General features: G+C 63.9%; 25 protein-coding genes. 12 read left to right on the top strand and 13 right to left on the bottom strand.

Going from position 1 to position 25,812, the window contains the following annotated elements; translation table 11 throughout:
* Nucleotides 1-17: 17 nt before the first annotated feature.
* Complete coding sequence (locus tag AC1RMG_RS15950) at nt 18-1,220, bottom strand: benzoate/H(+) symporter BenE family transporter (protein ID WP_493169598.1); 1,203 nt, start codon at nt 1,218-1,220, stop codon at nt 18-20.
* Between the two features lie 306 nt (nt 1,221-1,526).
* Between AC1RMG_RS15950 and AC1RMG_RS15945 the strand changes: the two genes are divergently transcribed.
* Nucleotides 1,527-2,915 carry an aminotransferase-like domain-containing protein gene (locus tag AC1RMG_RS15945; RefSeq protein ID WP_053153556.1) on the top strand — a complete coding sequence of 463 codons (1,389 nt, stop codon included), beginning with the start codon at nt 1,527-1,529 and terminating at the stop codon, nt 2,913-2,915.
* Nucleotides 2,916-2,980: 65 nt separating this feature from the next.
* Here the strand turns inward: AC1RMG_RS15945 and AC1RMG_RS15940 are convergent, their stop codons facing one another.
* A complete protein-coding gene (locus AC1RMG_RS15940; protein WP_493169596.1) occupies nt 2,981-5,020 on the bottom strand; it encodes a TonB-dependent receptor in 2,040 nt (679 codons plus the stop codon).
* A 265-nt stretch (nt 5,021-5,285) separates the two neighbouring features.
* Between AC1RMG_RS15940 and AC1RMG_RS15935 the strand changes: the two genes are divergently transcribed.
* Nucleotides 5,286-5,516, top strand: coding sequence for a VF530 family protein (locus AC1RMG_RS15935; protein ID WP_019093117.1), 231 nt, complete (start codon nt 5,286-5,288; stop codon nt 5,514-5,516).
* Nucleotides 5,517-5,524: 8 nt separating this feature from the next.
* Nucleotides 5,525-6,193, top strand: a complete 669-nt coding sequence (locus AC1RMG_RS15930) for a Pr6Pr family membrane protein (protein ID WP_368994124.1) — start codon at nt 5,525-5,527, stop codon at nt 6,191-6,193.
* A 72-nt stretch (nt 6,194-6,265) separates the two neighbouring features.
* On the opposite strand, the gene AC1RMG_RS15925 is transcribed toward AC1RMG_RS15930, so the two are convergent.
* The 3 genes from AC1RMG_RS15925 to AC1RMG_RS15915 all read right to left on the bottom strand — a co-directional run bounded on the left by AC1RMG_RS15925 (nt 6,266) and on the right by AC1RMG_RS15915 (nt 10,854).
* Nucleotides 6,266-7,051: a siderophore-interacting protein gene (locus tag AC1RMG_RS15925; protein WP_041119708.1), complete on the bottom strand. Its 786-nt coding sequence runs from the start codon at nt 7,049-7,051 to the stop codon at nt 6,266-6,268.
* On the bottom strand, nt 7,048-7,626 hold the full coding sequence (locus tag AC1RMG_RS15920) for a PadR family transcriptional regulator (protein WP_011063161.1): 579 nt from the start codon (nt 7,624-7,626) through the stop codon (nt 7,048-7,050). The genes AC1RMG_RS15925 and AC1RMG_RS15920 overlap by 4 nt, the downstream gene beginning before the upstream one ends.
* A 120-nt stretch (nt 7,627-7,746) precedes the next feature.
* On the bottom strand, nt 7,747-10,854 hold the full coding sequence (locus tag AC1RMG_RS15915; RefSeq protein WP_493169594.1) for a transglycosylase domain-containing protein: 3,108 nt from the start codon (nt 10,852-10,854) through the stop codon (nt 7,747-7,749).
* 477 nt (nt 10,855-11,331) lie between these two features.
* On the opposite strand from AC1RMG_RS15915, the gene AC1RMG_RS15910 reads away from it, so the two are divergent.
* A complete protein-coding gene (locus tag AC1RMG_RS15910; RefSeq protein WP_015636846.1) occupies nt 11,332-12,753 on the top strand; it encodes an amino acid permease in 1,422 nt (473 codons plus the stop codon).
* Between the two features lie 101 nt (nt 12,754-12,854).
* Here the strand turns inward: AC1RMG_RS15910 and AC1RMG_RS15905 are convergent, their stop codons facing one another.
* The 7 genes from AC1RMG_RS15905 to AC1RMG_RS15875 all read right to left on the bottom strand — a co-directional run bounded on the left by AC1RMG_RS15905 (nt 12,855) and on the right by AC1RMG_RS15875 (nt 18,466).
* Entirely contained in the window at nt 12,855-13,454 is a 600-nt protein-coding gene (locus AC1RMG_RS15905; protein WP_011063159.1) for a hypothetical protein, read from the bottom strand.
* Between the two features lie 8 nt (nt 13,455-13,462).
* Entirely contained in the window at nt 13,463-14,053 is a 591-nt protein-coding gene (locus AC1RMG_RS15900; RefSeq protein WP_011063158.1) for a papain-like cysteine protease family protein, read from the bottom strand.
* Between the two features lie 240 nt (nt 14,054-14,293).
* Entirely contained in the window at nt 14,294-15,136 is an 843-nt protein-coding gene (locus AC1RMG_RS15895) for an alpha/beta fold hydrolase (protein WP_370057976.1), read from the bottom strand.
* 80 nt (nt 15,137-15,216) lie between these two features.
* Nucleotides 15,217-15,513 carry a cupin domain-containing protein gene (locus AC1RMG_RS15890; protein ID WP_011063156.1) on the bottom strand — a complete coding sequence of 99 codons (297 nt, stop codon included), beginning with the start codon at nt 15,511-15,513 and terminating at the stop codon, nt 15,217-15,219.
* 76 nt (nt 15,514-15,589) lie between these two features.
* On the bottom strand, nt 15,590-15,874 hold the full coding sequence (locus tag AC1RMG_RS15885) for a putative quinol monooxygenase (protein WP_019093120.1): 285 nt from the start codon (nt 15,872-15,874) through the stop codon (nt 15,590-15,592).
* Nucleotides 15,875-15,937: 63 nt separating this feature from the next.
* On the bottom strand, nt 15,938-17,557 hold the full coding sequence (locus tag AC1RMG_RS15880) for an FMN-binding glutamate synthase family protein (RefSeq protein WP_011063154.1): 1,620 nt from the start codon (nt 17,555-17,557) through the stop codon (nt 15,938-15,940).
* A 108-nt stretch (nt 17,558-17,665) separates the two neighbouring features.
* A complete protein-coding gene (locus tag AC1RMG_RS15875) occupies nt 17,666-18,466 on the bottom strand; it encodes a helix-turn-helix transcriptional regulator (RefSeq protein WP_011063153.1) in 801 nt (266 codons plus the stop codon).
* Between the two features lie 93 nt (nt 18,467-18,559).
* Between AC1RMG_RS15875 and AC1RMG_RS15870 the strand changes: the two genes are divergently transcribed.
* From AC1RMG_RS15870 to AC1RMG_RS15835, 8 genes are all read left to right on the top strand, one after another.
* On the top strand, nt 18,560-19,381 hold the full coding sequence (locus AC1RMG_RS15870) for a carbon-nitrogen hydrolase family protein (protein ID WP_015636841.1): 822 nt from the start codon (nt 18,560-18,562) through the stop codon (nt 19,379-19,381).
* Nucleotides 19,382-19,477: 96 nt separating this feature from the next.
* The gene (locus AC1RMG_RS15865; protein ID WP_236203296.1) at nt 19,478-20,803 is read left to right on the top strand and encodes an APC family permease; all 1,326 of its coding nucleotides are present in this window, start codon (nt 19,478-19,480) and stop codon (nt 20,801-20,803) included.
* A gap of 100 nt (nt 20,804-20,903) precedes the next feature.
* Nucleotides 20,904-21,173, top strand: a complete 270-nt coding sequence (locus tag AC1RMG_RS15860) for a type B 50S ribosomal protein L31 (protein WP_011063150.1) — start codon at nt 20,904-20,906, stop codon at nt 21,171-21,173.
* Nucleotides 21,174-21,369: 196 nt separating this feature from the next.
* On the top strand, nt 21,370-22,716 hold the full coding sequence (nosR, locus tag AC1RMG_RS15855) for a response regulator c-di-GMP phosphodiesterase, NosR family (RefSeq protein ID WP_015636838.1): 1,347 nt from the start codon (nt 21,370-21,372) through the stop codon (nt 22,714-22,716).
* Nucleotides 22,717-22,816: 100 nt separating this feature from the next.
* On the top strand, nt 22,817-23,251 hold the full coding sequence (locus AC1RMG_RS15850) for an NUDIX hydrolase (RefSeq protein ID WP_011063148.1): 435 nt from the start codon (nt 22,817-22,819) through the stop codon (nt 23,249-23,251).
* A gap of 25 nt (nt 23,252-23,276) precedes the next feature.
* Nucleotides 23,277-23,915: a LysE family translocator gene (locus AC1RMG_RS15845; protein WP_011063147.1), complete on the top strand. Its 639-nt coding sequence runs from the start codon at nt 23,277-23,279 to the stop codon at nt 23,913-23,915.
* Between the two features lie 15 nt (nt 23,916-23,930).
* Nucleotides 23,931-24,296: a nuclear transport factor 2 family protein gene (locus tag AC1RMG_RS15840; RefSeq protein ID WP_019093123.1), complete on the top strand. Its 366-nt coding sequence runs from the start codon at nt 23,931-23,933 to the stop codon at nt 24,294-24,296.
* Between the two features lie 2 nt (nt 24,297-24,298).
* Entirely contained in the window at nt 24,299-24,808 is a 510-nt protein-coding gene (locus tag AC1RMG_RS15835) for a GNAT family N-acetyltransferase (protein WP_053153541.1), read from the top strand.
* 46 nt (nt 24,809-24,854) lie between these two features.
* On the opposite strand, the gene metR is transcribed toward AC1RMG_RS15835, so the two are convergent.
* Nucleotides 24,855-25,772 carry a transcriptional regulator MetR gene (gene metR / locus AC1RMG_RS15830; protein WP_011063144.1) on the bottom strand — a complete coding sequence of 306 codons (918 nt, stop codon included), beginning with the start codon at nt 25,770-25,772 and terminating at the stop codon, nt 24,855-24,857.
* Nucleotides 25,773-25,812: the final 40 nt, after the last annotated feature.

The following is a 25,812-nucleotide window of genomic DNA, read 5'->3' as shown; positions in this document are numbered from 1 at the left end:
CCCGGCCCGGGCTCTGCTCAGCGTGGGGTGCTGGCCTGGGCGAGGCTGGGTTTGTGCCGGGTGTGGCTCAGGGCAAAGTGCGCCACCAGGCCGAAGATCAACCCCCAGAACGCGGCCGCCAGGCCCAGGAAGCTCATGCCCGATGCCGTGACCAGGAAGGTGATCAGCGCCGCTTCACGCTGTTTTTCGTCGGCCATGGCGCCGCTCAACCCGGCGCTGATGGCGCCGAACAGGGCCAGGCCGGCCAGTGCCGCAATCAGTTCCTTGGGCAGGGCGGCGAACACCGAGGCCAGGGTCGCGCCGAAAATCCCCATGAGGATGTAGAACAGGCCGCAGGCGATCCCGGCGATGTAGCGCTTGTCCTTGTCTTCATGGGCTTCGCGGCCGGTGCAGATGGCAGCGGTGATGGCCGCCAGGTTGATCCCGTGGGAGCCGAACGGCGCCAGCAGTGCCGAGGTGATGGCTGTCCAGGAAATGATCGAGCGGGCCGGGGTGTTGTAGCCGGCGCTGCGCATCACCGCCATGCCCGGCACGTATTGCCCGGTCAGGGTGACCAGGGCCAGGGGCAGGCCGATGTTGATGATGGCGTGCCAGCTCCACTCGGGAGCGATGAAGATCGGCTGGGCCACCGCCAGGGTGATGGCACCGCCATTGAGTTCGCCCAGGCCTGCGGCCATCGCGCAGCCCACCAGCAGCACCGCGAGGATCGCGTAGCGGGGTGACAGGCGCTTGCCCAGCAGGTAGGCGGCGATCATCGCCAGCACCAGGGCCGGTTGCAGGCTGACCGAAGTGAACAGGCCGGCGCCGAAGCGGAACAGGATGCCCGCCAGCATGGCGGCGGCAATCGCCTTGGGCAGGCGGCTCATGAGCTTGTCGAAGGCCCCGGAAAGCCCGACCAGCGCGATGAGCAATGAGGCCACGATGTAGGCGCCGATGGCCTGGGGCAGCGACACCGTGGGCAGCATCGACACCAGCAGCGCCGCGCCGGGGGTGGACCAGGCGGTGATCACCGGCACTTTCAGGCGCCAGCTCAGCAGCAGGCCGGTGAGGCCGCTGCCGATGGAGATGGCCCAGATCCACGATGACACCTGGTCGCTGGGCAGATGGGCTTCGCGGGCGGCCTGGAACACGATGATCAAGGGGCCAGCGTAGGAAATGATCACGGCGATCAGGCCGGCGATCACGGCGGAGAGGGACAGGTCCTTGCTGAGACTGTGCATGGCATCTCGACTGGGCATGGGTGGGAGGGATTGAGTCGATTGGGTTGGTGCTGTCTGAGTGTATTTCAATGAATTGAATCGATTCAATTGTTTCTCGGGATGGCTCTACCGAAGTTGGCTGTGGTTTGTTGATAACTTAATGATTTATAGGGATTTATAGATCATATAAAAATTTTTTAGCGGTTTTGAGTCGCCAGTTTGGCTTGAAGATCGAATCAATTTTCCAAATGAGTCGATGTTAAGGGGCGATCCATGGCTGTGATATGCTCCGGTCCACCTCAACGCAGCCGATGGTCATCAGCCTCCATGTGGGTTCCCCAGTTAAGCGAGTTCAATCAACCGGTCTACCTGTCCATCGCCGACGCCCTGGCGCGGGATATCGGCAGCGGTTTGTTGAATGATGGTGACCGCTTGCCGACCCTGCGCGAGCTGGCGGTAACCCTGAATGTCACTCCTGGCACCATCAGCCGCGCCTACAGCGAAGCTCAGCGGCGCGGGTTGGTGCAGGGCGAAGTCGGCCGCGGCACTTACGTGCTGGCGCAGCCGCCGCTGGTGTTGCCCGAAGGTTCCAGCGCTCCGTCCCTGTCCCTGGGGCAGGCCGAAGCCCTGGACCTGTCGATCATCAAGCCCTACAGCGAAACCCTGGAGTACTGGTTGCGTGGCGCCCTGGTGGGCATGGCCCGCAGCAGTGACTTCGGCCGGGCGCTGGACTACGCCCCCGATGGAGGCCACCCGGCTCATCGCGAGGCCGGGGCGCAGTGGTTGCGGCATTCCTTGCCCGAGGCCAACTGGCAGCAGGTGGTCATTACCTCCGGTGCCCAGCACGGGCTGATGGTGGCCATCAGCGCCCTGAGCAACGCCGGCGACCTGGTGCTTTGCGAGTCGCTCTGCTACCCGGGCATCATCTCCGTGGCCCACGGCCTGGAGCGGCGCCTGCGGGGCGTGGCCATGGATGAAGAGGGAATACTCCCCGAGGCCCTGCGCGAGCAATGCCTGCGGGAAAAACCGGCGCTGCTGGTGTGCGTCGCCAGTTGCCAGAACCCCACCACGGCGATCATGTCGCCAAGGCGTCGGGCGCAAATTGCGGCAATCGCCGAAGAGTTCGACTTCCTGATCATCGACGACGATATCTACGGCTTTCTCGCCACCGATCCGTCGATCAAGCCGCTGGCGAGCTATGCGCCGCAGCGTTCGGTGTACCTCACCAGCCTGTCCAAGGCGATCATGCCGGCGTTGCGCGTGGGTTACCTCTACAGCCCGCCAAAGCTGCTGTCGCGGCTGAGTTCCATGGTCCGTAGCAGCGTGTGGATGCCGTCGCCGCTGACCGCGCAATTGGCCAGCAATGTGATTGTCGAAGGCTTGGACCGCAAGCTGGTACAGACCCAGCGCAATGAAGCGGCAGCGCGCCAGGCGATTGCCCGGGACGTGTTTGCCGGCCTGGAGATCCGGACCCAGCCCCACAGCTATCACCTGTGGCTGACCTTGCCGGAGCCCTGGACGGGCGATGAGTTCGCCACCCTGGCCCGAGCCAATGGCGTGCTGGTGATGAGCGGCAGCCAGTTCCAGGTGGAACGCGGTGCCAGCTCCCGTTGTGTGCGGGTGGTATTGATGTCGCCCACCACCCAGGACGAGTTGCGCTTTGCCCTGACCCAGCTGGCCAGCCTGATCGAGGCTGACCCGCGGCGTTACCGCTAAGCCCTTGGCCGGCAAGCCGGCTCCTGCGGGGCCGTGTAGGAGCCGGCTTGCCGGCGAACAGGGCCTTAAAAGGTAGTACGCAACCCCACTTCCACACTGCGCCCGGCGGCCGGCGCGATATCCCGCAGGATCGAGCTGGCATAGCGCACGGTCTGGTTGGTCAGGTTCTCGCCCTTGACGAAGGCCAGCCACTGGCTATGTCCGATATCGAAGCGATAACCGGCACTGGCGCCAAAGGTGGTGTAGCCATCGGTGCCGCTTTCGTTGTCCGGCACCCGGCCCTGGCTGGCGGCATGTTGTACATCCAGGCGTGCCTGCCAGCGGTCCAGTTCCCACAGCAGGCCACTGTTCAGGCGCAATGGAGCGATGCGGGGCAGGTCCTGGCCGTTATCCAGGTTCTTGGCCCGGGTGTAGTCGCCGGACAGTTCCAGGGCGAACTTGCCGTAGGCGTTTTCCCCCAGGGTCCAGCGATCCTGGGCCTCGATCCCACTGAAGCGTGCCCGCACTCCGCTGTAGGCGTATTCCGGGATGCCTGTCGCATCTTCTTCGCCTTCATCGTTGAGGGTGCGCCCCGTGCCCAGCAGGCCGATGTAGTTGGAGAAGTGGCTGTAGAACACGCCGACGCTGCCTTTGTGGATGCCGTTGTCGAAGCGCAGGGCCAGGTCGCTGGACACGGCTTTTTCCTTCGATAGCTTGGCGCTGCCCACTTCATAGGTGCCGGTGGCGACGTGGGCGCCGTTGGCATACAGCTCGTAGAAGGTCGGGGCGCGCTCGGTGTAGCCCAGGGTCGCGGCCAGGGACCAGACCGGGGTCAGGGTGTAGACCGCCCCCGAGGACAGGCTGCCGGCGGTGAAGCTGCTGGACTTGTCGGCCTGGGCGAAGCGTTCGTTGCCCTTGCTGTCCGGGTCCACGGTGGTGTGTTCCAGGCGCCCGCCGAGGCTGAGCCGCAGGCGTTCGGTGGCTTGCAGTTCTTCGAGGATGAACAGCGCGCCGCTGTTGGTATCGGTCTGTGGCACGAAGGCTTCTTCGCCCAGGGCGGAGAATTCGTTGCGGTTGACCTGTGCACCGATCACCCCTTCGAGCGGGCCCAGCGGCTGGTGCCGGGCCTCGACACGGGCCTCGTAGCCCTTGTTCTTGAAGGTGGTGCCGGTTTCGCCGCCCTCGATCTCGCGGTGTTCGTAGTCGGTGTAGCCGGCGTTGAACTTGAGCGAGCTGAACGGGCCCTGCAGGTTGCGCAGTTCCGAAGCGAAGGCGTAGTGGTCCTGCTTCATGCGGATGCGCACGTCTTCTTCGGCGGGGGAGCCGTAGTTGGAGTCGTAGTTGCTGTAGGACAGGCCGGCATAGCCGTCGTCCCAGGTGTAGGAACCGCCGATGGCACCGCCGTCCTGGCGACCGTCGCTGTTGCCCAGGCGACCTTTCTTGCCATCCCCGTCTTCACTGGCCGCAGCGTGACGGCTGCGGGCGTAGCCGGGAATCTTCAGGTCATTGAACTGCCGCGAGTTGGCATCCAGGTGCAGGGCAAAGGTGCCATCGCCGGCTTCCAGCTTGCCGGCGCTGCTGCGGGTGGTGTCGGCGCCGCCGTAGCGCAACTCGCCCGCCCCGTGGATGCCCTCGATGGCCTCGGTGGGAATCCGATTGTCGAAGCTGTTGACCACCCCGCCAATGGCGTTACCGCCGTACAGCAGGGCCGCCGGGCCGCGGACGATCTCGATGCGCTCGACGTTAACCGGGTCCAGGGGCACCGCATGGTCGTAGGACAGCGACGAGGCGTCGAGGGCCCCGACGCCGTTCTGCAGAATGCGAATCCGGTCGCCATCCAGGCCGCGAATGATCGGCCGGCTGGCCCCCGGCCCGAAGTAGGATGAAGACACGCCCGGCTGTTTGTTCAGGGTTTCACCGAGGCTGCCTTTTTGTTCCAGGGTCAGTTGGTCGCCTTCCAGCACAGTGCTTGGGGCGGCCAGTTCGGTGCTGCCCAGGGGGTTGGCGGTGATGACCTGCTGGGGCAATTCCACGGCATGGGCCTGGGAGGCGATCAGCAGCGCGGCGGACAGTGGCGACAGGCGCCAGAGCAGGGAGCGAGAAGGGCGGTGAGTTGAGCGGGACATCGGTCATTCCTTGGCGAACAGAGCGCTAGGCGCTTTGAGTCAGTGAGCAGGCGGGACACGGGGGTGCCCAAAATGCGGGTGAGTTGTTATTGATTGATACAATATAACATCTCTTTTATTTCGAAAAGCCAGGAACTTTTCGCTGTTCATGCCCGATCGCCTCGGTGACGGGCTGCGACTACAGTTACTCAAGCGTGCTGGCGCGGGGCCAAGCCCTCGGCTAAGGTGCGCGGCTTTCCTCATTTTCTTCCCGCAAAGGCCTGGCATGACCGACACCCACACCGACCCGCTGCATGGCGTGACCCTGGAACAGATCCTCAAGGCGCTGGTGGAACACTACGAGTGGTCGGGGCTGGCTGAACGCATTGATATCCGCTGCTTCAAGAGCGACCCGAGCATCAAGTCGAGCCTGACCTTCCTGCGCAAGACGCCCTGGGCGAGGGAGAAGGTCGAGAAACTCTATGTGAAGTTGCAACGCACCAAGCGCCCGCTTTAAGGAGCCCTATGGCTGGCTTCTTGCTGCCGGGGCTGTGCACTCGGCGTGGCCTGATTGCCGTGGCGGCGATCCTTGGCTGGTTCGGGCTGACCGTCCAGCTGTACCTGATCCTGCTGTTGCGCTGGGACAGTGGCGCCAGCCTGCTGGGCGGGCTGGTGAACTTCTTCAGTTTCTTCACCGTGCTCAGCAATACCCTGGTGGCCAGCGTGCTGACTTGCGCCCTCAACCTGCGGGTTTCCAAGGGGCAGGCGTTCATGCTCCAGCCCTGGGTCAGCGGCGCCGTGGCGGCGAGCATTCTGCTGGTGGGGCTGGCCTACAGCCTGCTGTTGCGCCACCTCTGGCATCCCCAGGGTTGGCAATGGCTGGCGGACGAGTTGCTGCATGACGTGATGCCGCTGCTGTTCCTGGTCTATTGGTGGTGTTGCGTGCCCAAGGGCGGGCTGCGGATGAGGCACATCGGGTGGTGGACGCTCTACCCGATTGTGTATTTCGCCTACCTGTTGCTGCGCGGGCACTTGCTTGGGCTGTACCCCTATCCCTTCATCTCCGTGGACAGGCTGGGCTACCCCCGGGTGCTGCTCAATGCCCTCGGGATATTGGCGGGGTTCGTCCTGGTATCCCTGCTGTTGCTGGGGCTGGACCGCTGGCTGGGTAAACTCCGGTCCCGGGCCCCGTAGGAGCCGGCTTGCCGGCGAGGGGGCCCTTGGGACCGCCTTCGCTGGCAAGCCAGTTCCTACCCTGATGCGCGATTATTCTTCTTCGCTGCTGTCCAGGCGCCAGTAACCGGCGGCCTTGACGAATTCGTCGTTGAGCTGGTGCTCATCCAGCAGCACTCGACGCACCTGGCGCGACACCTTGCTCTCGGTGGCTACCCAGGCATACAGCTTGCCTTGCGGCACCTGCAACTGGCGCACCGTGCTGATCAGGTCCTGCCCGCCTGCGTCCCGTTCAACCCAGATCACCTGCACCTGGGCGGCGCTGTCCAGAGCCTGGCGTTCGGCGGCGTTCTGCACCTCGATCACCGCCAGCACCTGGCGCCCGGCCGGCAGTTCTTCCAGGCGACGGGCAATGGCCGGCAGCGCGGTTTCATCGCCGATCAGCAGGTAGCTGTCGAAGATATCCGGCACCACCATCGAGCCCCGTGGCCCGCCGATGTGCAGGAACTGGCCCGGTGCGGCCTGTTCGGCCCAGGTGGAGGCAGGGCCGTCGCCGTGGAGCACGAAGTCGATGTCCAGTTCGCCCAACTCCAGGTCGTAGCGGCGCGGGGTGTAGTCGCGCATGGCGGGCATCGGGCCGCTGTCCTTGCCCGGGCCCAGTACCAGGGTTTCCAGGGCGGCTTGCTGTTCGGCGTTCTGCGGGAACAGCAGCTTCACATGGTCGTCGCTGCCCAGGCTGATGAACCCGGCCAGCTCAGGGCCGCCCAGGGTGATGCGGCGCATGCGCGGGGTCAGGTCGACTACGCGCAGCACCTCCAGGCGGCGGCGCTTGATCTCGTGCATGACCCGATGGATGGACAGTTCTGGGCTGGCAGTCATTGGCTTTTCTCCGGGGCGGGGTGGCTCACAGGACCATCGACAATGGCCTTGGCGGTGTTGTTCAGCAGGTCGCGCACCCGAAGGATTTCTTCCGGGCTCCAGCGGCCATGGTGCATTTGCAGGGCGTGGCGCAGGTTGTGCACCGCCTCGTGGATTTCAGCGGGGCGATCATGTCCGCGCAGGGAACGCTTGCTGACCTCGATGCGCATGCGCACGCCGTCCAGGGCGATGGCCTGCTCCTGCAGGGAAAGACGTCCGGCGTCGGTCACGCTGTAGCGCTTTTTGCCGCCTTCGGCATCGCCCTGGATCATTTCGCTTTCTTCGAGAAAGGTCAGGGTCGGGTAGATCACCCCGGGGCTGGGGCTGTAGGCGCCGTCGAACATGCTTTCGATCTGGCGGATCAGGTCGTAGCCGTGGCAGGGCTGCTCGGCGATCAGCGCCAACAGCAGCAGCTTCAGGTCGCCGGGGGCGAATACCCGGGGCCCGCGGCCACCGCGTTCGCGGCCCGGGCGGCGTTCGAAGATCTCATGGCTGTCCCCGTGCTCGCGATGGGGAGGGTGGTGGTGCTCTCTCATTTTCTCTATCTCCGTTTCGATTTAGACATAACTTAAGATATATCTTAAGAATGACGCAAGCACTTCTGCCTGCGGCAAAGCTGCCGTTTGTCGGAGAGAGAGGGGGCTGCCTGTCGTGATTCAGCGTTGCGCCACGCTGCCCAGGCATTGGGTGCCACTGCCCGGTTGCAGGTAGGGCATGAGGATCGGCGCCATGCCCTTGAGCACCTGCACCGGCAAGGCCGAGGTGAATCTGAAGGCCTGGGCCGAGGCCCCCGGCACGTAGGCGGTAAGGGTGCCGAAATGGTGGTCGCCGATGTAGAACACGAAGGTTGCGGTGCGGTTGATGGATTTGGAGCTCAACACCCGCCCGCCGGCGCCAATGGCTTCGATGCGGTTGTCGCCGGTACCGGTCTTGCCGCCCATGGCCAATGGCGTGCCATCAGCCAGCTTGAAGCTGCCGGACACCCGTTTCGCGGTGCCGGCATCCACCACCTGCGACAAGGCTCCGCGCAGCGCCGTGGCCACCTCCGAGGGCATCACCCGCTTGCCCTTGTCCGGGTCGTTGAGCAGGCGGGTTTCATAGGGCGTGCCGGCGGCGAAGTGCAGGCTGTCGATGCGCAAGGTTGGCAGGCGCACGCCGTCGTTGAGGATGGTGCCCACCAGTTCCGCCAACGCCGCGGGGCGGTCGCCGGAGCTGCCGATAGCAGTGGCCAGGGACGGTACCAGGTGGTCGAACGGATAGCCGACGCTCTGCCAGCGCTGGTGGATATCGAGGAAGGCCTCGATCTCCAGCATGGTGCGGATACGGCTGTCGCGGGCACTGCGATGGCGGCTCTTGAACAGCCAGCTGTAGACCTCCTGGCGCTCGAACTCGCTGGCCTTGACGATCTGGGTGAAGTTCGCCTCCGGGTTGTTCATCAGGTAGCCCAGCAGCCAGAGGTCCAGGGGGTGGACCTTGGCGATGTAGCCTTGGTCCGGTAGGTCATAGGCGCCGGGGCCGTAGCTGGCGTAGAGCTTGTCCAGGCGCTCGTCGGTGAGCTTCTCGCTGACCTTGGCGCTCTTCATGTGGGCCCGGACGAAGCGGTTGAAGCTCTCCTGGCTGGCGTCCGGCAGCAGGTAGCGGTGCACGGCGGCGAGGCGGATTGCCGTGGGGTGCATGCTGTCGAGGAAGGTTTCCAGGCGCGACTGGGTGTCCTTGTTGCGGTACTTCTTCCAGAAACGCAGCAGGAACGAGGTGCCCTCACGGTCGGCAAAGCGTGCCAGGTACTCCTGGCGCCGCGGGTTCTGGTCGTCCTTGAGCAATTCGGCGCTGCTGCTGTCGCCGCCATAAGTGCTGTAGCGCACCAGGTCGCGCATCAGGCGGATGAACGGCAGGTTGATGGATTCGCGCAGGGCATCGCGCAGGGTCGGGCTGCGGCCGTTGTCTTCGTTGCGAAAGTTGTGGAAGTGATGCACCCCGCCACCGGTGAAGAAGGCCTCGCCGGGGCTGGCGGAGTAGGTGCGGTCCAGGGCGGCGTCGAGCATCTTCGGCAGGCTGCGGTCGCTGGTCTGCATCAGGTAGTCGAGGGCCCAGCGGCTCAGGCGGTCCTGCTCGTTCACCGGGATCTTTTTCAACTGCGCGGGTGTTTGCCCGGCGTACTTGTCGTGCAACTCGGAAATGATCTGCAGGTAGGTGGTCAGCACCCGCAGCTTGGCGGTGGAGCCCAGTTCCAGCTTGCTGCCTTCGTTGATGTCGAAAGGCTGGTCGGTGCTGTCGGTCTGCACCCGCACCCGCGAGCCGTCGGAGGTCAGTTCGAGCAGGGTGAAGCTGTAGCGCACCTGGGTGGTGCTGGTGGGGGTCAGCAGGCGTTCGCCGAGCACACCAATCTGCGCGGCAAAGGCCGGGTCCGCAAGGTGCTTGAGGTACTCGGTGGCCTGGCGCTGCAAGTCGCTCTGCAAGGTGCTGGTGGCCGAGAGGTCGAGGCGGTCCAGGTCATACAGCGGTCGGTTGAGCAGGGCGGCGAGGCGGCTGCGGGCGACGCTGATGCCCTTGTTGGTCTCGATCGGCTGAATGGTCGGCTGCTGCTGCCAGTCCCGGTAGGTCACCTGGCTGGCCAGGGCGGCGCTGCTCAGCGCCGGGTCGATGACGTTGTTCTGTGCCAGCAGGCGGATATGGCTGTCCGTCAGTTCCGCCAGTTCTGCGCGACCCTTGGCCAGGTAATGGGAGGGACGGCGCTGGGCAATCATCAGCGACAGCACCTGGCGCAGGGCCAGCCCTCGTGCGGCGAGGCTTTTCGAGTCCATGGCGGTGCTGCCGAGCACCTGGTTGACCTTGTCGAAGTCAGCGCCATACCAGACCCGCAGCCCCTCGGCCATGCCGTGCACTTCGCCGTGGCCGGGCACCGCGGACAGCGGCACGCTGTTGAGGTAGTCGCGCACGATGCGTTTGCGGGCCTCCAGGGTCTGTGGGCCGTCCTGATAGGCCCGCACGCTGGCGGAAACCATCTGCCGGATCTTCTCGCCCCCGGATACCGTCAGGCCATCCGGCGAATGGCGGTATTTTTCCAACTGGGTGGCCAGGGTGCTACCCCCGGCGCTCTGCCCCGGCAGGTGCAAGAGCCGGGCGATCTGCGACCAGGCGGCCTTGGCAAAGCGCGGCCAGTCCACCGCCGGGTTGGCCTCTGCCGGCTTGGGGGCCAGCAGATCGCGGTTCTCGATGAACAGCAGGCTGTGCACCACCAGCGGCGGAATGCTGGCAAAGCTCTCATACAGCTGTTGCGGGTAATTGAACTGGTACAGGGGCGCGGCGCGGCAGTCGGTAATGGACAGGCCAGCCTGGATCTTTTCGGTGTAAGGCACGAAAAATCCGCTTTTGCTGTAGTCCATCAGTGCCGGGGAGAAACGCGTCTGGGCGTCGATCAGGTAACCGCGCTTGAGCAAGCGTGGCAGGAACTCCCCCAGGGCGCTGTAGCCCAGGCGCCGGTCGAACGGCCCGGCACCGGTATAGAGCACGGCATCACTGGGGCCGGGCTCCAGGGAGTAGCTCAGGTCAGCGGCCAGCCGGCTGAATTCCCGGGCCTGGAGTTTCGAGGTGCGCATCTCCCGGGCAGCGGCAAAGCCAAGGGCAATCAGGGCGATCAGCAGCAACAGCCAGAACAGGCGCCAGGCATAACGGCGGGATTTGCGGCGTTTCGGTAAAGGCGTTTCGTCCTCGCTGTGGCTTGGCACTGCGTTCTTATGCGAATCGGTCTGCCACAGAGCGCCCATAGTCGATTGATCCATTCACGCAGATTGATCGGACTTGCCTGAAGCTTAGTCGGTGGTGGGCGTCGGTGAAGAAAATGTGAAAACGACCCGGCCCCGCTTCTGTGGCAAGGGAGCAAGCTCCCTCGCCACAGGGTAGAGCCTTTTCCCAGGTAAATACGCCCTAGGTAGGGGCATGACGATGCACCAGGCCTGTGCAATACTCCCGGCCCTTTCCGAGTGAGGTTTCAGGGCAAAAAGCAGGTAATGCTTCTCCGTGAAAGCGGTATTTGCCGAGATTTCTCTCTGAATATTGCAACTTATAGAGTGAAAAGCCCTGTCGGGAGCTTTTTATACTGCGCACCCCGCTGATCTGGCAGGTCTTGTCCTACCAGACGCTCCGTCCCACAAGGCCGGTGCGGTCGAGCAAGCTTCGGCTATCCGCTGGTGCTTCGAAGGCTCGGTGGTTCATATCCAATAACAAAATGAGGTTGTATCTCTATGCCAGTTGGCAACCAACTGCCCCACGGCGAGACCGCTCAGGGCGGCCCGCTGAAACGCGAACTCGGCGAACGGCATATTCGCTTGATGGCCCTCGGCGCCTGTATCGGTGTCGGCCTGTTCCTCGGCTCGGCCAAGGCCATCGAAATGGCCGGCCCGGCCATCATGCTGTCCTACATCATTGGCGGCCTGGCGATCCTGGTGATCATGCGCGCCCTCGGCGAGATGGCGGTGCATAACCCGGTCGCAGGTTCCTTCAGCCGTTACGCACAAGACTACCTGGGCCCGCTGGCGGGCTTTCTCACCGGCTGGAACTACTGGTTCCTGTGGCTGGTGACCTGTGTTGCGGAAATCACCGCAGTGGCGGTGTACATGGGGATCTGGTTCCCCGATGTGCCGCGCTGGATCTGGGCCCTGGCGGCCCTGGTGAGCATGGGCTCGATCAACCTGATCGCGGTCAAGGCCTTCGGTGAGTTCGAGTTCTGGTTCGCCCTGATCAAGATCGTCACCATCATCGCCATGGTGGTCGGCGGCATCGGCATCATCGCCTTCGGTTTCGGCAATGACGGCGTGGCCCTGGGCATCTCCAACCTGTGGACCCACGGTGGCTTCATGCCCAATGGCGTGACCGGCGTGCTGATGTCCCTGCAGATGGTGATGTTCGCCTACCTGGGCGTAGAGATGATCGGCCTCACCGCCGGTGAAGCGCGCAACCCGCAAAAGACCATTCCCAACGCCATCGGCTCGGTGTTCTGGCGCATCCTGCTGTTCTACGTGGGCGCGTTGTTCGTGATCCTGTCGATCTACCCGTGGAACGAGATTGGCACCCAGGGCAGCCCCTTCGTGATGACCTTCGAGCGCCTGGGTATCAAGACCGCCGCCGGCATCATCAACTTCGTGGTGATCACCGCCGCGCTGTCCTCCTGCAACGGCGGCATCTTCAGCACCGGGCGCATGCTCTACAGCCTGGCGCAGAACGGCCAGGCCCCGGCCGGCTTCGCCAAGACCTCGAACAACGGTGTGCCGCGTCGCGCCTTGCTGCTGTCGATCTTCGCCCTGCTGCTGGGCGTGCTGCTGAACTATCTGGTGCCGGAAAAAGTGTTCGTCTGGGTGACCTCCATCGCCACCTTCGGTGCGATCTGGACCTGGGTGATGATCCTTCTGGCCCAGCTCAAGTTCCGCAAGGGCCTGAGCCCGGCAGAACGTGCCGGCCTGAAGTACCGCATGTGGCTGTATCCGATCAGTTCCTACCTGGCCCTGGCCTTCCTGGTACTGGTAGTGGGGCTGATGGCCTACTTCCCGGATACCCGTGTGGCGCTCTATGTCGGCCCGGCGTTCCTGGTGCTGCTGACGGTGCTGTTCTATCTGTTCAAGCTGCAACCGACCAATGTCCAGCAAGGTTCGGCGCGGTCGGCGTCCTGACCTGCGCTTGGGTGATGCGGCTGGCTTGAGCATCCCGGACTGAAACGCTGAGACCAGAAATCCGGCGACCTGCAAAGGCCGCCGGATTTTTTTTGCCCGGATCAACCGCCCAGGGTGCCGCTGGTATCGGCGTCGAAGATGGCCTTGGCCTGCAGCGCCGCCGGCGCCAGCAGGGCGAGCAACGCCGTTTCGCTGTGGAGCTGATGGGCGGCCAGGGTCTTGGGTGTCGGCTCGATGGGAATCAGCACCTCTTCGCCGGGCCCATGCAGCCAGATCGCCGTGACCTGCAGCGCCGAGATGAACAGCAGGCGCAGTTCATAGCTTTTTCCCTGCAGTTGCGGCGCCTGTTCCGCCAGGTCCAGGGCGTTGACGGCGGACGCCGCCAGGCTGCCATGGTTCAGCGCAGAGAAGCCGACCTTGCCGGCCACCTCGGTCAACTGCGCATCGGCAATCGACACTCCGGCATCGAACACCAGGTAATGCCAGTCACCGGCCTTGGCCTCGGCCAGCCCCTTGCCCTGGGCCAGGTCCTCCAGGCTCAGGGCGTAGCCGCGAAAGGCCTGGGACAGATTCAGGTTACGGGCACTGGCCTTGGCAAACCCGCGGTTGATACCGAAACCCTGGGTCTGCAGGGCCGCCTGAAGGGCCGAGCGCAGGTGCTGGACGCCATCGACAGGCGCCTTGGGGTAAGTCAGTTGCATGTCGCCTCCTAGTTTTTTCGGGTGAAGTAGGTGTGGGTCCAGTTGCCGCCGCCGTTGTAGGAACCGGGGAAACTGTTCAGGGCGCGGGTCGAGTAACCGTAGATCGAATCCGCCACCAGGATGTAGCCGCCATCGCTGCCGTAGATCGTCAGGAAATGCGCACCGCCGCCGTACCAGGCACAGCGCAGGCCCACGGGGCGGCCCATGCCGAGCTGGTTGTCGATGGCCGGCATTTGCATCCGGTCCTCACGCATGCCGCCGTAGCAGCGGGTGGTGCGCAGGGCCGAATCCAGGTAGCCGTAGACGTTGCACGGCCCGGGCTGGCTGCAGCAGGAGTTGCGGCCCAGTTCGGCGTTGGCCACTCCGCACTGGGTCCAGGAACCGGTGCCGTAGTAGTTGCCCACCGATGCGGACAATGCGGCCCAGCACCAGTTGCTCTGGGTTTGCTGCTGCACGCTGAAGTTGAGCCGGGCAGCGGCCTGGGGCGCAGCTTCGGTGTGTGGATCGACTTCGCTCAGTTGCGGGTCGAGCAGGCTGCCGGCCAGGCACTGGGGCAGGGCCTGGGGAGCGTCGCCTGGGGTCAGGTTGCTACTTAACATGTTCATCCTCCATGAATGAAATCCAGCCTCCGGCTGGTGTCGTCGTTGCGTGTCGGGCTACTGCGCGTAGCCGGACCCGGGACATGACGCTGCGCTGGGCCAGCCTCGATGGCCTGCGTTGACCGGGTCTGCAAACAACCTTAGAAGATTGATGCGTCAATGCAATTAAAATATGCGTTTATGCATATTACCTGCCGTGGACGTCCCTGGAAAGAGGGGCATCCATGGCGATGGCCGGGGCTATTTTCCGTCGAGAAAATGTTCCAGGGCTGCATTGAACAGGCCCGGGTCCTGGAGGAAGGCGAAGTGGCTGACGTTGGGCAGGATCAGCAGCCCGGCGCCGGGAATCGCCTGGGCCATGTATTCGGTGTGCTCGCGCTTGATGGCTTCATCGTGGTCGCCATCGACGATCAGTACCGGCGTCTTGATCTTCGCCAGGTCGGCGTCGCTCCAGTTCGGCTGGCTGGCCCACATGTGGCCGATCTGCTCGACAAAGGCCGGGTACTCCTTGGGCGTGGGTGACAGGCGGGTGTACTCCTGGCCGGCGCGCTCGATGTAGGCGGCGAAGGTCGGGTTGTTCTCCACGCCTTCCTTGACCCCTGAGGTCTGGGTGTTGGCGGCGTAGGCGAAGACCTTGCCGACCCGCTGCGGGTAACGCATGGCCAGGTCCAGGCCGAGGATCGCGCCGTCGCTCCAGCCGACGAAATCGGCGCGGGGGATCTTCAACTGGTCCAGCAGGGCGATCACGTCATCGGCCATCAGGTCGTAGCCGTAGGGCCGGGCGTCCCGGGTGCTGCGCCCGTGGCCGCGGCTGTCGACGCTGATCACCGTGTGCCGGGCGGCCAGGGCCTTGGCCTGGAGCCCCCAGTAGTCGGCATTACCCAGGCCGCCATGCAGCAGCACCACCGGTGAGCCGTGGCCGAGCTTGCTGTAATACAGGCGGATGCCGTTGACTTCGGCATAACCGGCTTGCGCCCCGGCCACCGGGGCCGGTGTGGGCGGCAGGCTCTGCCAGCGTTCGCCGGCAAAGGCGCTATTGAAGGACATCAGTAAAGCGATCACTGCAAACAGACGACGAGGCATGGGCTTCTCCGTGCATGGGCCCTCTGGTCGGACCGACCTTGGGCAGGTGGTTACCGCGATTGAGTCGATCGAGGGGCCGGTTAGACGTCGATGATCACCAGGGTGCCGTGGCTGCCGGGCAGCACGCTATGGGCCTGGCCGGCCTCCACCAGGTACATCTGGCCCGTCGCCACTTCCACCACGGCCTGGCCAATGCCCAGGTGCAGGCAGCCCTGGGTCACCAACAGGCCTTCGTTGAAGTCGTGGGTTTCTTCCGGGTAGGGCTGGCCGTCCATGCGCAGCACCTTGATGCGGGCCGGGCCGACCTGGCCCACCAGCGTGGATTGCCAGGGCGCTGGCAGTTGGCGGGACAGTTGTTCGAATGACAGCAAGGGCATGGCGGGTCTCCGAAAGGTCAGTGGGGGTCGGGTCTGCTTTCGGTGGTCCGGTCAAGCAAGGTCTGGGTCGGGTTTTCTAGAACTCGTTCATCAACAGCACACGGCATTCGCGGCGCTGAAAAGCATTGATCTGCGGCACCAGGCGGGTGAAGTGCTCGGTCTGGCAGTGGGTGTCGAGGGCCGCTTGGTCCGGCCACTGTTCGACGAAGATGAAGTGCCCGGGGTCTTTCTGATCGACGAACAGATCGTAGGCGATGCACAGCGGTTCCTGGCGGGTTTTTTCCACCAGTTCGGCGTACCACGGGCGCACGGTGTCCAGGTGTTCGGGCTGGATGAAATCTTCAGCGATGACCTTGAGCATTGCAATCTTCCTTGGGTGACGCCCCGCGCTCCCCGGCAACCGGGGAGCACTGGGCAATGGGGCTTAAGCGGCGGCTTCGGTGTTGGGTTCGAAGCTGTCGGCCCGGGCCAGTTGCCACATGCGCGAGTAGAACTCGCCGTTGACCTCGCCGGTGAGCAGCTCGCCGGGCTTGAGGAACACGTGCAACTGGGAGAACAGCTTGATCTCGGTGGCCGACATGCGTCGCACCAGGTGCTTGGCTTCCAGTTGCGAAGGGTGTTGCAGGCCGGCGGCAGCGAGCATTTCCGCCAGGGCCTTGAGGGTGTTGCGGTGGAAGCTGAATACCCGCTGGGCCTTGTCCGGCACCACCAGGGCGCGCTGGCGCAGGTTGTCCTGGGTGGCGACGCCGGTGGGGCACTTGTTGGTATGGCAGCTCTGGGACTGGATGCAGCCGATGGCGAACATGAAGCCCCGGGCCGAGTTGGCCCAGTCGGCACCGATGGCCAGCACGCTGGCGATGTCGAAGGCGCTGACGATCTTGCCACTGGCGCCGAGCTTGATCTTGTCCCGCAGGTTCAGGCCCACCAGGGTGTTGTGGACGAACAGCAGGCCCTCGCGCATCGGTGCGCCGATGTGGTCGGTGAACTCCACGGGGGCCGCGCCGGTGCCGCCTTCCTTGCCGTCCACCACGATGAAGTCCGGCAGGATGCCGGTTTCCAGCATGGCCTTGGCGATGCCCATGAACTCCCAGGGGTGGCCCAGGCAGAACTTGAAGCCCACCGGCTTGCCGCCGGACAGCTCACGCAGTTGCTGGATGAAATGCATCATCTCGATCGGGGTGGAAAAGGCGCTGTGGCTCGACGGTGAAATGCAGTCCTCGCCCATGCGGATGCCCCGGGTGTCGGCGATTTCCTGGGTCACCTTGTGCTTGGGCAGGATGCCGCCGTGGCCAGGCTTGGCGCCCTGGCTCATCTTGATCTCGATCATCCGCACCTGGGGGTTCTGCGCCTGCACGGCGAAGCGCTCCGGGTCGAAACGGCCGTCGCTGGTGCGGCAGCCGAAGTAGCCGCTGCCCAGTTCCCAGGTCAGGTCGCCGCCGTGTTCGCGGTGGTAGGGGCTGATGCTGCCTTCACCGGTGTCGTGGGCGAAGTTGCCGAGCTTGGCACCCTGGTTCAGGGCGCGGATGGCGTTGGCGCTGAGGGAGCCGAAGCTCATGGCCGAGATGTTGAACACCGAGGCCGAGTAGGGCTGGGTGCATTGCGGGCCGCCGACGGTCACGCGAAAGCTGTTGGGATCACTCAGGGGTGCCGGGCGCATGGAGTGGCCGATGAATTCGAAGCCCGACTGGTAGACATCGATCAGGGTGCCGAAGGGTTTGTCGGCGCTTTCGTTCTTGGCCCGGGAGTACACCAGGGAGCGTTGGGCGCGGGAAAAGGGCAGGGCGTCGCTGTCGGATTCCAGCAGGTACTGGCGGATCTCCGGGCGGATGCCTTCCACCAGGTAGCGGATATTGCCCAGGATCGGGTAATTGCGCCGCACCGCGTGCGGGCTTTGCAGCAGGTCGAAGATCCCCAGCAGGCTCAGCAGGCCGGTGACCAGGGCGAATGGCCAGAGCCAGTCGTGTTCGAGAAAGGGCAGGCTGGCGAGGGTGAAAATCACACAGGCGGCAAAGAAGGCGTAGCGGCTCAGAAGGGACAGGCTCATACGGTTTCCTTGGTTCGGACTCATTAAGGTCGTTTATCAGTACTCATTCTTATGGGTGCACAAGATCTTATTGTTGTGTGGGGCTGCCGGGGCGGCCCTGAAGGGGTATCAGGCGCTTTGCGCCTGGAGAAAAATCGAAAACAGCTCGGACTGGGATTTGATGCCCAGCTTGCTGTAGATGTGCTTTTTATGAACTTTCACGGTTTCGGCGGAGATTTCCAGCTTACGAGCGATCTCCTTGTTGGAGCAACCGCTGAGCATCAGGCGCCCCACATCCAGCTCCCGGGCGGTGAGTTGTGCGCCCCGCAGTTGTTGCATGGAGTGGTCCAGCTGGCTGCGCCAATCGGGCATTGGATGCAATTGCGCTGGGTTGTCTTGCTCAATGCTTTCGTGGGGCAGGCGCTGGCGCAGCAAGGCCACCACCCAGGGCTCGATCAGTGACAGCAGGGCGATCTGGGGTGGGGCGAAGCGTTGTCGCGAACCCAGGGACAGGCACAGGGTGCGGCCGTCCGCCAGCTGGCAATTGAACTGGATCTCATCGGCCACCACATTCAGACGAAAGTAGCGTTGGTAGTACTCGGTCAGCTGGAAGTGTTCCGGGGCCACTTCCGCCAGGCGCAACAGGCCGCTGCGCGATTGTTCGCGGCTGGCAACGTAGAAGGGGTCGAGCAGGTACAGGCCGTTGAGGTAGTCCTGGAACAACTGGTCGGGGCTGCCGTCCTCCCCCGGGCATTCGGCGAACACCAGGGGTTTGCGCTCACTGCAAAACAGCAGCGCCACCCAGCTGTCGAAACTCACGTACTGCTCCAGCAGGCGCACCAGCTGGGGCCAGAAACTGGCCTGGTCCAGGGCTTCGATCATCTGCCCCACCGAGCGGTGCCAGGCGATGTCATCCAGCGACAATGTCATGCATCTACCCCTATCGGGTTACCCCGGCTGCGTGATTTGCGGGCCGGTTGCTGCTGCGCATACTGCGGCACAGCCAAAGAACAAGGAATACCCATGAAGGTTGAACTGGCCCAGTTGGCGGGCCGTGATAACGCCACAGCTTACAACCTGGAACGGGCCCTGGCGGCCATTGCCGCCTGCGCCGCCGATACCCGGTTGATCGTGTTTCCAGAAACCCACCTGATGGGTTTCCCCAGCGCCGAGACCGTGGCCGCCGTGGCCGAGCCGCTGGATGGCCCCACCGTGCAGGCCGTGATCCAGGCCGCCCGGGCGCGCAATATCGCGGTGGTGATCGGCATGGCAGAAAACGACGACGGCCGATTCTATAACACCACTTTGCTGATTACCCCCGAGGGCATCGCCCTGCGTTATCGCAAGACCCACCTGTGGGCGTCCGACCGCGGTGTGTTCACCCCCGGTGACCGCTACGCCACCTGCCTGTGGAACGGTGTGCGGGTCGGCCTGCTGATCTGCTACGACATCGAGTTCCCGGAAAGCGCCCGGGCCCTGGCGCAACTGGGCGCCGAACTGCTGATCGTGACCAACGGCAACATGGACCCCTACGGGCCCACCCACCGTACCGCGATCATGGCCCGGGCCCAGGAAAACCAGGCGTTCGCGCTAATGGTCAACCGAGTGGAAGAAGGCGATGGCGGCCTGCTGTTCGCCGGCGGCAGCGCCCTGGTGGACCCCCTGGGCAGCCTGCTGTTCGAAGCCGGGCGCGAGGAAGGTCAGTTCAAGGTCGAGCTGGATCTCAAGCAACTGCAGGTGGCGCGCCAGGACTACCGCTACCTCGAAGACCAGCGCCTGAAGCTTGCGGGCGAAGTGCTCGAACACGGCGATGGCGTGCGTGAACTGCTGATTCCGATCCGCTGAAAGGGCCGTCCGCGGACGGCCAATCCCATAAGAAAGACCCCCTGCTGCACTCATTTCAGTCCTGCCATAAATCTAATAATTGCGGAGTACTCGCTCATGGCTCGCTTGCAACGCACCCTTTCATTGGGCGCGGTGGTGCTGTTCGGTATCGCTTACATGACGCCGATCATTGTCCTCGGCACCTTTGGCATCCTCGCCCAAACCACCGCTGGCATGGTGCCGGCAGCCTATCTGGCGGCGCTGGTGGCGATGTTCTTCACCGCCATGAGCTACGGGCGCATGGCCGCGGCGTTTCCCGTGGCCGGCTCGGCCTACAGCTATGTGCGCAAGGCCATCAGCCCCAAGCTGGGTTTCATCGCCGGCTGGGCGGTGCTGCTGGATTACCTGTTCCTGCCCATGGCCATCTGGCTGATCGGCGCCGCTTACCTGCATTCGGCGTTTCCCGGTGTACCGCAGTGGGTCTGGGTGCTGGCTTTCATCGGGGTGACCAGCGCGATCAATATCGTTGGCCTGAAACTGGCCAACGGCATCAACGGCCTGCTGATGCTGGTGCAGTTCCTGGTGCTGATCGCCTTTGTCGGCCTGTGCATCCACTACCTTGGTGGCGAGGCCGGGCGGCCGCTGTTCACCCTGGCGCCGTTCTTCAACGGGCAGATGCACCTGCCGCTGATCATGAGCGGGGCGGCAATCGCCTGTTATTCGTTCCTGGGCTTTGACGCGGTCAGCACCCTGACCGAGGAAACCCGCGACCCACGGCGGACCATTCCCCGGGCGATCATGCTGATTACCCTGGTGGGCGGGCTGATCTTTGTCGCGGTGTCCTACTTCGTCCAGGTTGCCCATCCGTCCTTCGAGTTCGCCGATGTGGATTCGGCGGCCTACGAGATTGCGCGCAATATCGGCGGCGACCTGTTCGTCTCGATCTTCCTGATCGGGCTGATTGTCGGTCAGTTCGCCTCGGGGCTTTCGGCCCAGGCCAGCGGCTCGCGACTGCTGTTCGCCATGGGCCGCGACGGGGTCTTGCCCAAGCGCTTTTTCGGCAGCCTGCACGGGCGTTTCGGTACCCCGGTCAACAGCATCCTGCTGTGCGCCGTGGTGGCGTTGCTGGCATTGAAGCTGGATGTCACCACCTCGACGTCCTTCATCAACTTCGGCGCCTTCCTGGCCTTCAGCCTGGTCAACCTGTCGGTGATCTTTCATTACTGGGTGGGGGGCCGGCAGCGTGGCCTGCGGGAGTTGATCCTGTTCATGATCTTCCCCCTCATCGGTCTGGCGGCCGATCTGTGGCTGATGTCCAGCCTCGATCACCTGGCGATCTACCTGGGGGCGAGCTGGCTGGTTATTGGCCTGGTGTACCTGGGTTTCCTCACTCGCGGTTTCTCCCGCCAGCCTCCGGAAATGGATTTTCAGGAAGCGGCATAGAACTGTCGGCAGTTTCCTTATTGCAATCGGTTCTCGTTTGGGTGATTTGGATATGTTATTGTATAACGCATCCAGCTCACCCAGATGCCCAGGAGGCCTCATGAAACCCGGTATCCATCCTGACTACCGCACCGTGCTTTTCCACGATACCGCTGCCGACGTGTACTTCCTCATCGGCTCCACCGTCGATACCGATCGCAGCCACACCTACAGCGACGGCAAGACTTACCCCTATGTGGCGCTGGACGTTTCCAGCGCCTCGCACCCGGTGTACACCGGCCAGCAGCGCAAGACCCAGTCCGAAGGCCGCATCGCCGGCTTCAACAAGCGTTTCGCTTCCTTCGGTTCCGGCGCCAAAGCCGCCCAGTGACGGCATGCACGGCGAGTGTTGCCACTGCGCAACACTCGCTGAAGGCGGTTGGCGGCGCAGCCGCAGCGGACCGATGGTATTAAAAAGCCACTATCTCGATTGGAAATTCTTCTAGTCTTCAATCAGGCAACAGGGATTACCGTTGCCAGCTCTAACAATGAAGGACACGTGCATCGACGTTGACCCGAGGTGTCTCATGGGTGAGCTAAACGTTGCCACTGTCACACGCCGACCCGAGATTCTGCTGGTCGATAGCCAGGAAGTGATCCTGCAACGCCTGCAGCAGTTGCTCAGCCCGCTTCCCTACACGCTGCATTTCGCCCGCGATGCCACCCAGGCCCTGCAGCTCCTGGCCAGCCGGGAGGTGGACCTGGTGATCAGCGCCGCCCATCTGCCGCAGATGGATGGCCCGACCCTGCTGGCGCGTATCCATCAGCAGTACCCGAGCACCACCCGCATCCTGCTGACCGGCGACCCGGACCTGAAATTGATTGCCAAGGCCATCAACGAAGGGGAGATCTACCGTTACCTGAGCAAGCCCTGGGATGACCAGGAATTGCTGCTGGCCCTGCGCCAGGCCCTTGAGCATCAGCACTCCGAGCGCGAGCGCCTGCGCCTGCAGGATCTGGCCCAGCAGCAGAATGCCGAGCTCAAGGCGCTCAACACGCTGCTGGAAAAACGCGTGGCGGCACGCACCTCGGAGCTGCAGCAGACCGCCGACATGCTCGACTTGGCCTATGAGGAGCTCAAGCACAGCTACGCCACTGGCGCCGAGCTGTTTTCCCTGCTGGTCAACCAGCGCTTGCCCGCGGATAAGCAGACCAACCGGCGGATCATCGAGCTGGTGCGGGCCTACTGCAAAGTCCAGGGCATCGACCCTGGCGCCCAGCGTGACCTGGCCATGGCCGCGGCGTTGCACAACATCGGCAAGCTGAGCTGGAGCGACAGCATGATGACCAGCCCGGCGGATTTGCTGCATCACCATCAGCGCGAGCGTTATCGGGCCTATCCGGCGCAGAGCGAATCGTTGCTGATGACCCTGGAACCGGTGCAGGACGCCGCGCGGCTGATCCGCCATCACCAGGAACACTGGGACGGCAGCGGTTTTCCCGACCACCTCAAGGGCGACGCGATTCCCCTGGGCTCGCGGCTGCTCAAGCTGGCGGTGGACTTCATCGAGTTGCAGTGCGGGCTGATCCTGGAACGGCACATGAACAGCGACGAGGCCCTGGTGTTCATCCGCAAGTACGCCGGCCGCTTGTACGACCCGGACCTGGTGGAAGGTTTCATCCAGGTGTGTGCGGTCTACCTCAGCGACGTGACCCTGGGCGACCCTTCGGTGAAGGTTCTGAGTACCCGGGAGCTGGCGGCGGGGATGATCCTGGCGCGCAACCTGAATGCCGATAACGGCATGCTGCTGCTCAACGCCGGCAAGGTGCTCAACCTGCCGCTGGTGGACAAGCTGATCGCTTTTGAAACCATGGAGGGCGCCCGCTACAGCGTGTTCGTCAAGTTGCCCCAGGAACAGCAGGCAAGGGCCTGAAGCCGGGTGGCGGTCACATCGAAAAATGCCGGCGGCGGATGACGAGCCGCCGCCGCGCATGTGATCCTTGCGCCCTCATTCTCAAGGCTCCCGGATTCCCATGTCGCTGTCGTCCGTTGCTGCACCCTCCATCATTCGTATCGCCGCTGCCCTGCTGATCGGTGCCGACGGCCAGACCCTGCTGGTGCGCAAGCGCGGCACCCAAGCCTTCATGCAGCCCGGTGGCAAGATCGAAGCCGGTGAACAGCCGGTGCACGCCCTGGCCCGTGAGCTGGAAGAAGAACTGGGATTGCGCATCGACCCGGCCCAGGCCCGTTACCTGCAACAGTTCTCGGCACCGGCGGCCAACGAGCCGGGGCATGTGGTGGAGGCCGAGGTGTTCCTGGTCCATATCCATAGCCCGGTGACCCCGGCGGCAGAGATCGAGGAAGTACGCTGGATCGACCCGGCCGGCGATGGAGATTTGTTCCTTGCGCCGTTGACACGCGATCTGATCTTGCCGTTTTATCGCAAGGCCCGAGCGGGCCACGCCTGACCCCCTCCCATTGCCAAGGATTGCCATGATTCCACTCCACGACTACCTGATCTTCGCCGCTGCTTCCCTGCTGATGGTGCTGACCCCGGGGCCGAACATGATCTACCTGATTTCCCGTTCGATCTGCCAGGGGCGCAAGGCTGGGGTGACGTCGTTATTGGGGGTGGTGGCGGGGTTCTTTGTCCACCTGTTCGCCGCCGCGCTGGGCCTGACCGCGGTGTTCATGGCGGTGCCCATGGCCTATGAGGTGCTCAAGTGGGCCGGCGCCCTGTACCTGCTGTGGCTGGCCTGGCAGGCCCTCAAGCCTGGCGCGCGCTCGCCCTTCGAAGCCCAGCAGCTGCCGGCGGATTCGCCGCGCAAGCTGGTGACCATGGGCTTTCTGACCAGCGCCCTGAACCCCAAGATCGCGGTGTTCTACCTGTCGATCTTTCCGCAGTTCATCCACCCCGAGCACGGTTCGGTGTTCTCCCAGAGCATCATCCTGGGCCTGACCCAGATCAGCGTGAGTTTCTCGGTGAACCTGCTGATCGCCCTGTTTGCCGCCGGTATCGCCTCCTGGTTTGCCAGCAACCCCACCTGGCTCTCGGTGCAGCGTTATTTCATGGGCTTTGTGCTGGCGGGGCTGGCCGTGCGCCTGATGTTCGAACAGCGTCGCGTCAACTGATCGAGGAGCGCCAGCATGAGTGATTTTCCAAGCCCGCAAGCGGTGGTCGAAGCACAACTGCAGGCCTACAACCGCAAGGATCTGGAGGCCTGGCTGGCGACTTATGCCGTAGATGCCCGGCAATACGAACATCCGGCCACCTTGCTGGCCAGGGGGCACGAGGAAATACGAGCTCGGGCCGTGGTGCGTTTCCAGGAACCCAACCTGCATGCCCGGCTGATCCAGCGTACGGTCATGGGCAACGTGGTGGTCGATCACGAACTGATCAGCCGCACCTTCGCCGACGGCAGCGGCACCCTGGAAACCGTGGCCATTTATGAAGTGCAGGGCGGCAAGATAAAATGCGCTTCATTCATTACCGGACACAAGACCCTCGACTGAGCATGCAGATCCAGCGCCTGACCCCTGACGATGTGGAGCAATACCGGGCCTTGATGCTCGAGGCCTATGAGCGCCATCCCCAGGCGTTCACCTCCAGCGTCAAAGAGCGGGAAAAACTGCCTCTGGCCTGGTGGGCCGCACGCCTGGACGGCGAGCTCGACCTGTTGCTGGGGGCGTTTTCCGAAGGGCGGTTGCTGGGGATCGTCGGCCTGGCCTTCGAGCTGCGGGAGAAGGCCCGGCACAAGGCGACCCTGTTCGGCCTCTATGTCACCGGCACGCAGCGCAACAGCGGGCTGGGCTACCGCCTGGTCCAGGGGCTGCTGGCCGAAGCGGCTGAATACGAAGGGCTGCGCCTGATCCAGTTGACCGTGACGGCCGGCAATGAAGCGGCGCTGGCCCTGTACCAGCGCTGCGGCTTCGTCCAGTTCGGCCTGGAACCCCAGGCAGTGCGGGTGGGCGAGGACTATTTCGACAAGATCCACATGTGGCGCCAATTGCCGGCCGAAGGCTGACCCCCGGTTCGCTGGCAAGCCGGCTCCTGGGCAAGCCTGCTTGGGGTCAGCGTACGGCGCTGACGCCGTCCAGGGTCGAGAACGAGGTGTCCTTGGCCGTGAGCAAAAAGTCGCGCATGTAGGGCGCATCCAGCATGTCGGCGCGAATCGCCGCGTACAGGGTGGCGAACAGGCCCTTTTCCCCGAGCCGCTTGGCCTTCACATAACCCCGTGAGCTGTACTCGTGCAGGGCCCAGTGGGGCATCCCGCACACGCCCCGGCCGCTGGCCACCAGTTGCATCATCATCACCGTCAGCTCCGAAGTCCGTACCTGGGCCGGTTCGATGTCCGCCGGTTCCAGGAAGCGGGTGAAGATGTCCAGGCGGTCGCGTTCCACCGGGTAGGTGATCAGGGTTTCGCTCAGCAGGTCTTCCGGGACTACGTATGGCTTGCTTGCCAGCGGGTGCTGGTTGGCGACCGCGAGCATGGCTTCGTAGGTGAACAGCGGCACGTAGGTGATACCCGCCAGCTCCAGGGGGTCGGAGGTCACCACCAGGTCCAGGTCGCCCCGGGCCAGGGCTGGCAACGGAGCGAACGAGAAGCCGGAGGCCAGGTCCAGCTCCACTTCCGGCCAGGCGTCGCGGAACTGATCGATGGTCGGCATCAGCCACTGGAAGCAGCTGTGGCATTCGATGGCCATGTGCAGGCGCCCGGCAGTACCGCCGGCCAGCCGCGAAATGTCGCGTTCGGCGCCGCGCAGCAGGGGCAGGGTCGCATCCGCCAGTTGCAGCAGGCGCAGGCCGGCGCTGGTGAAACGCACCGGCTTGGTCTTGCGCACGAACAGCGGCATGCCCAGGCGCTCTTCCAGCTCCTTGAACTGATGGGACAAGGCGGACTGGGTCAGGTGCAGGCGTTCAGCGGCTTCCACCAGGCTGTCGGCTTCGCGCAAGGCGTGCAGGGTCTTCAGGTGACGGATTTCGAGCACCAGGATCTCCATGAGTGAATTTTGTGGTTAAGGCGAAAAG

This window comes from Pseudomonas sp. GW822-FHT04H02 (genome assembly GCF_058800645.1).
The sequence above is the reverse complement of the archived record's forward strand: the minus strand, read 5'-3'. Positions and strand labels throughout refer to the sequence as shown.

What these genes read in the sequence shown, in the direction of transcription:
- AC1RMG_RS15870 (WP_015636841.1), top strand. Translation starts at nt 18,560, where the DNA reads ATGAAGGTTGAACTGGCCCAGTTGGCGGGCCGTGATAACGCCACAGCT.
- AC1RMG_RS15900 (WP_011063158.1), bottom strand. Translation starts at nt 14,053, where the DNA reads ATGTTAAGTAGCAACCTGACCCCAGGCGACGCTCCCCAGGCCCTGCCC.
- AC1RMG_RS15935 (WP_019093117.1), top strand. Translation starts at nt 5,286, where the DNA reads ATGACCGACACCCACACCGACCCGCTGCATGGCGTGACCCTGGAACAG.
- AC1RMG_RS15885 (WP_019093120.1), bottom strand. Translation starts at nt 15,874, where the DNA reads ATGCTCAAGGTCATCGCTGAAGATTTCATCCAGCCCGAACACCTGGAC.
- AC1RMG_RS15840 (WP_019093123.1), top strand. Translation starts at nt 23,931, where the DNA reads ATGAGTGATTTTCCAAGCCCGCAAGCGGTGGTCGAAGCACAACTGCAG.
- AC1RMG_RS15930 (WP_368994124.1), top strand. Translation starts at nt 5,525, where the DNA reads ATGGCTGGCTTCTTGCTGCCGGGGCTGTGCACTCGGCGTGGCCTGATT.
- AC1RMG_RS15875 (WP_011063153.1), bottom strand. Translation starts at nt 18,466, where the DNA reads ATGACATTGTCGCTGGATGACATCGCCTGGCACCGCTCGGTGGGGCAG.
- AC1RMG_RS15880 (WP_011063154.1), bottom strand. Translation starts at nt 17,557, where the DNA reads ATGAGCCTGTCCCTTCTGAGCCGCTACGCCTTCTTTGCCGCCTGTGTG.
- AC1RMG_RS15915 (WP_493169594.1), bottom strand. Translation starts at nt 10,854, where the DNA reads ATGGGCGCTCTGTGGCAGACCGATTCGCATAAGAACGCAGTGCCAAGC.
- AC1RMG_RS15940 (WP_493169596.1), bottom strand. Translation starts at nt 5,020, where the DNA reads ATGTCCCGCTCAACTCACCGCCCTTCTCGCTCCCTGCTCTGGCGCCTG.
- nosR (WP_015636838.1), top strand. Translation starts at nt 21,370, where the DNA reads ATGGGTGAGCTAAACGTTGCCACTGTCACACGCCGACCCGAGATTCTG.
- AC1RMG_RS15845 (WP_011063147.1), top strand. Translation starts at nt 23,277, where the DNA reads ATGATTCCACTCCACGACTACCTGATCTTCGCCGCTGCTTCCCTGCTG.
- AC1RMG_RS15920 (WP_011063161.1), bottom strand. Translation starts at nt 7,626, where the DNA reads ATGAGAGAGCACCACCACCCTCCCCATCGCGAGCACGGGGACAGCCAT.
- AC1RMG_RS15925 (WP_041119708.1), bottom strand. Translation starts at nt 7,051, where the DNA reads ATGACTGCCAGCCCAGAACTGTCCATCCATCGGGTCATGCACGAGATC.
- AC1RMG_RS15865 (WP_236203296.1), top strand. Translation starts at nt 19,478, where the DNA reads ATGGCTCGCTTGCAACGCACCCTTTCATTGGGCGCGGTGGTGCTGTTC.
- AC1RMG_RS15835 (WP_053153541.1), top strand. Translation starts at nt 24,299, where the DNA reads ATGCAGATCCAGCGCCTGACCCCTGACGATGTGGAGCAATACCGGGCC.
- AC1RMG_RS15905 (WP_011063159.1), bottom strand. Translation starts at nt 13,454, where the DNA reads ATGCAACTGACTTACCCCAAGGCGCCTGTCGATGGCGTCCAGCACCTG.
- AC1RMG_RS15860 (WP_011063150.1), top strand. Translation starts at nt 20,904, where the DNA reads ATGAAACCCGGTATCCATCCTGACTACCGCACCGTGCTTTTCCACGAT.
- AC1RMG_RS15890 (WP_011063156.1), bottom strand. Translation starts at nt 15,513, where the DNA reads ATGCCCTTGCTGTCATTCGAACAACTGTCCCGCCAACTGCCAGCGCCC.
- AC1RMG_RS15945 (WP_053153556.1), top strand. Translation starts at nt 1,527, where the DNA reads ATGTGGGTTCCCCAGTTAAGCGAGTTCAATCAACCGGTCTACCTGTCC.
- AC1RMG_RS15850 (WP_011063148.1), top strand. Translation starts at nt 22,817, where the DNA reads ATGTCGCTGTCGTCCGTTGCTGCACCCTCCATCATTCGTATCGCCGCT.
- AC1RMG_RS15895 (WP_370057976.1), bottom strand. Translation starts at nt 15,136, where the DNA reads ATGCCTCGTCGTCTGTTTGCAGTGATCGCTTTACTGATGTCCTTCAAT.
- AC1RMG_RS15950 (WP_493169598.1), bottom strand. Translation starts at nt 1,220, where the DNA reads ATGCACAGTCTCAGCAAGGACCTGTCCCTCTCCGCCGTGATCGCCGGC.
- AC1RMG_RS15910 (WP_015636846.1), top strand. Translation starts at nt 11,332, where the DNA reads ATGCCAGTTGGCAACCAACTGCCCCACGGCGAGACCGCTCAGGGCGGC.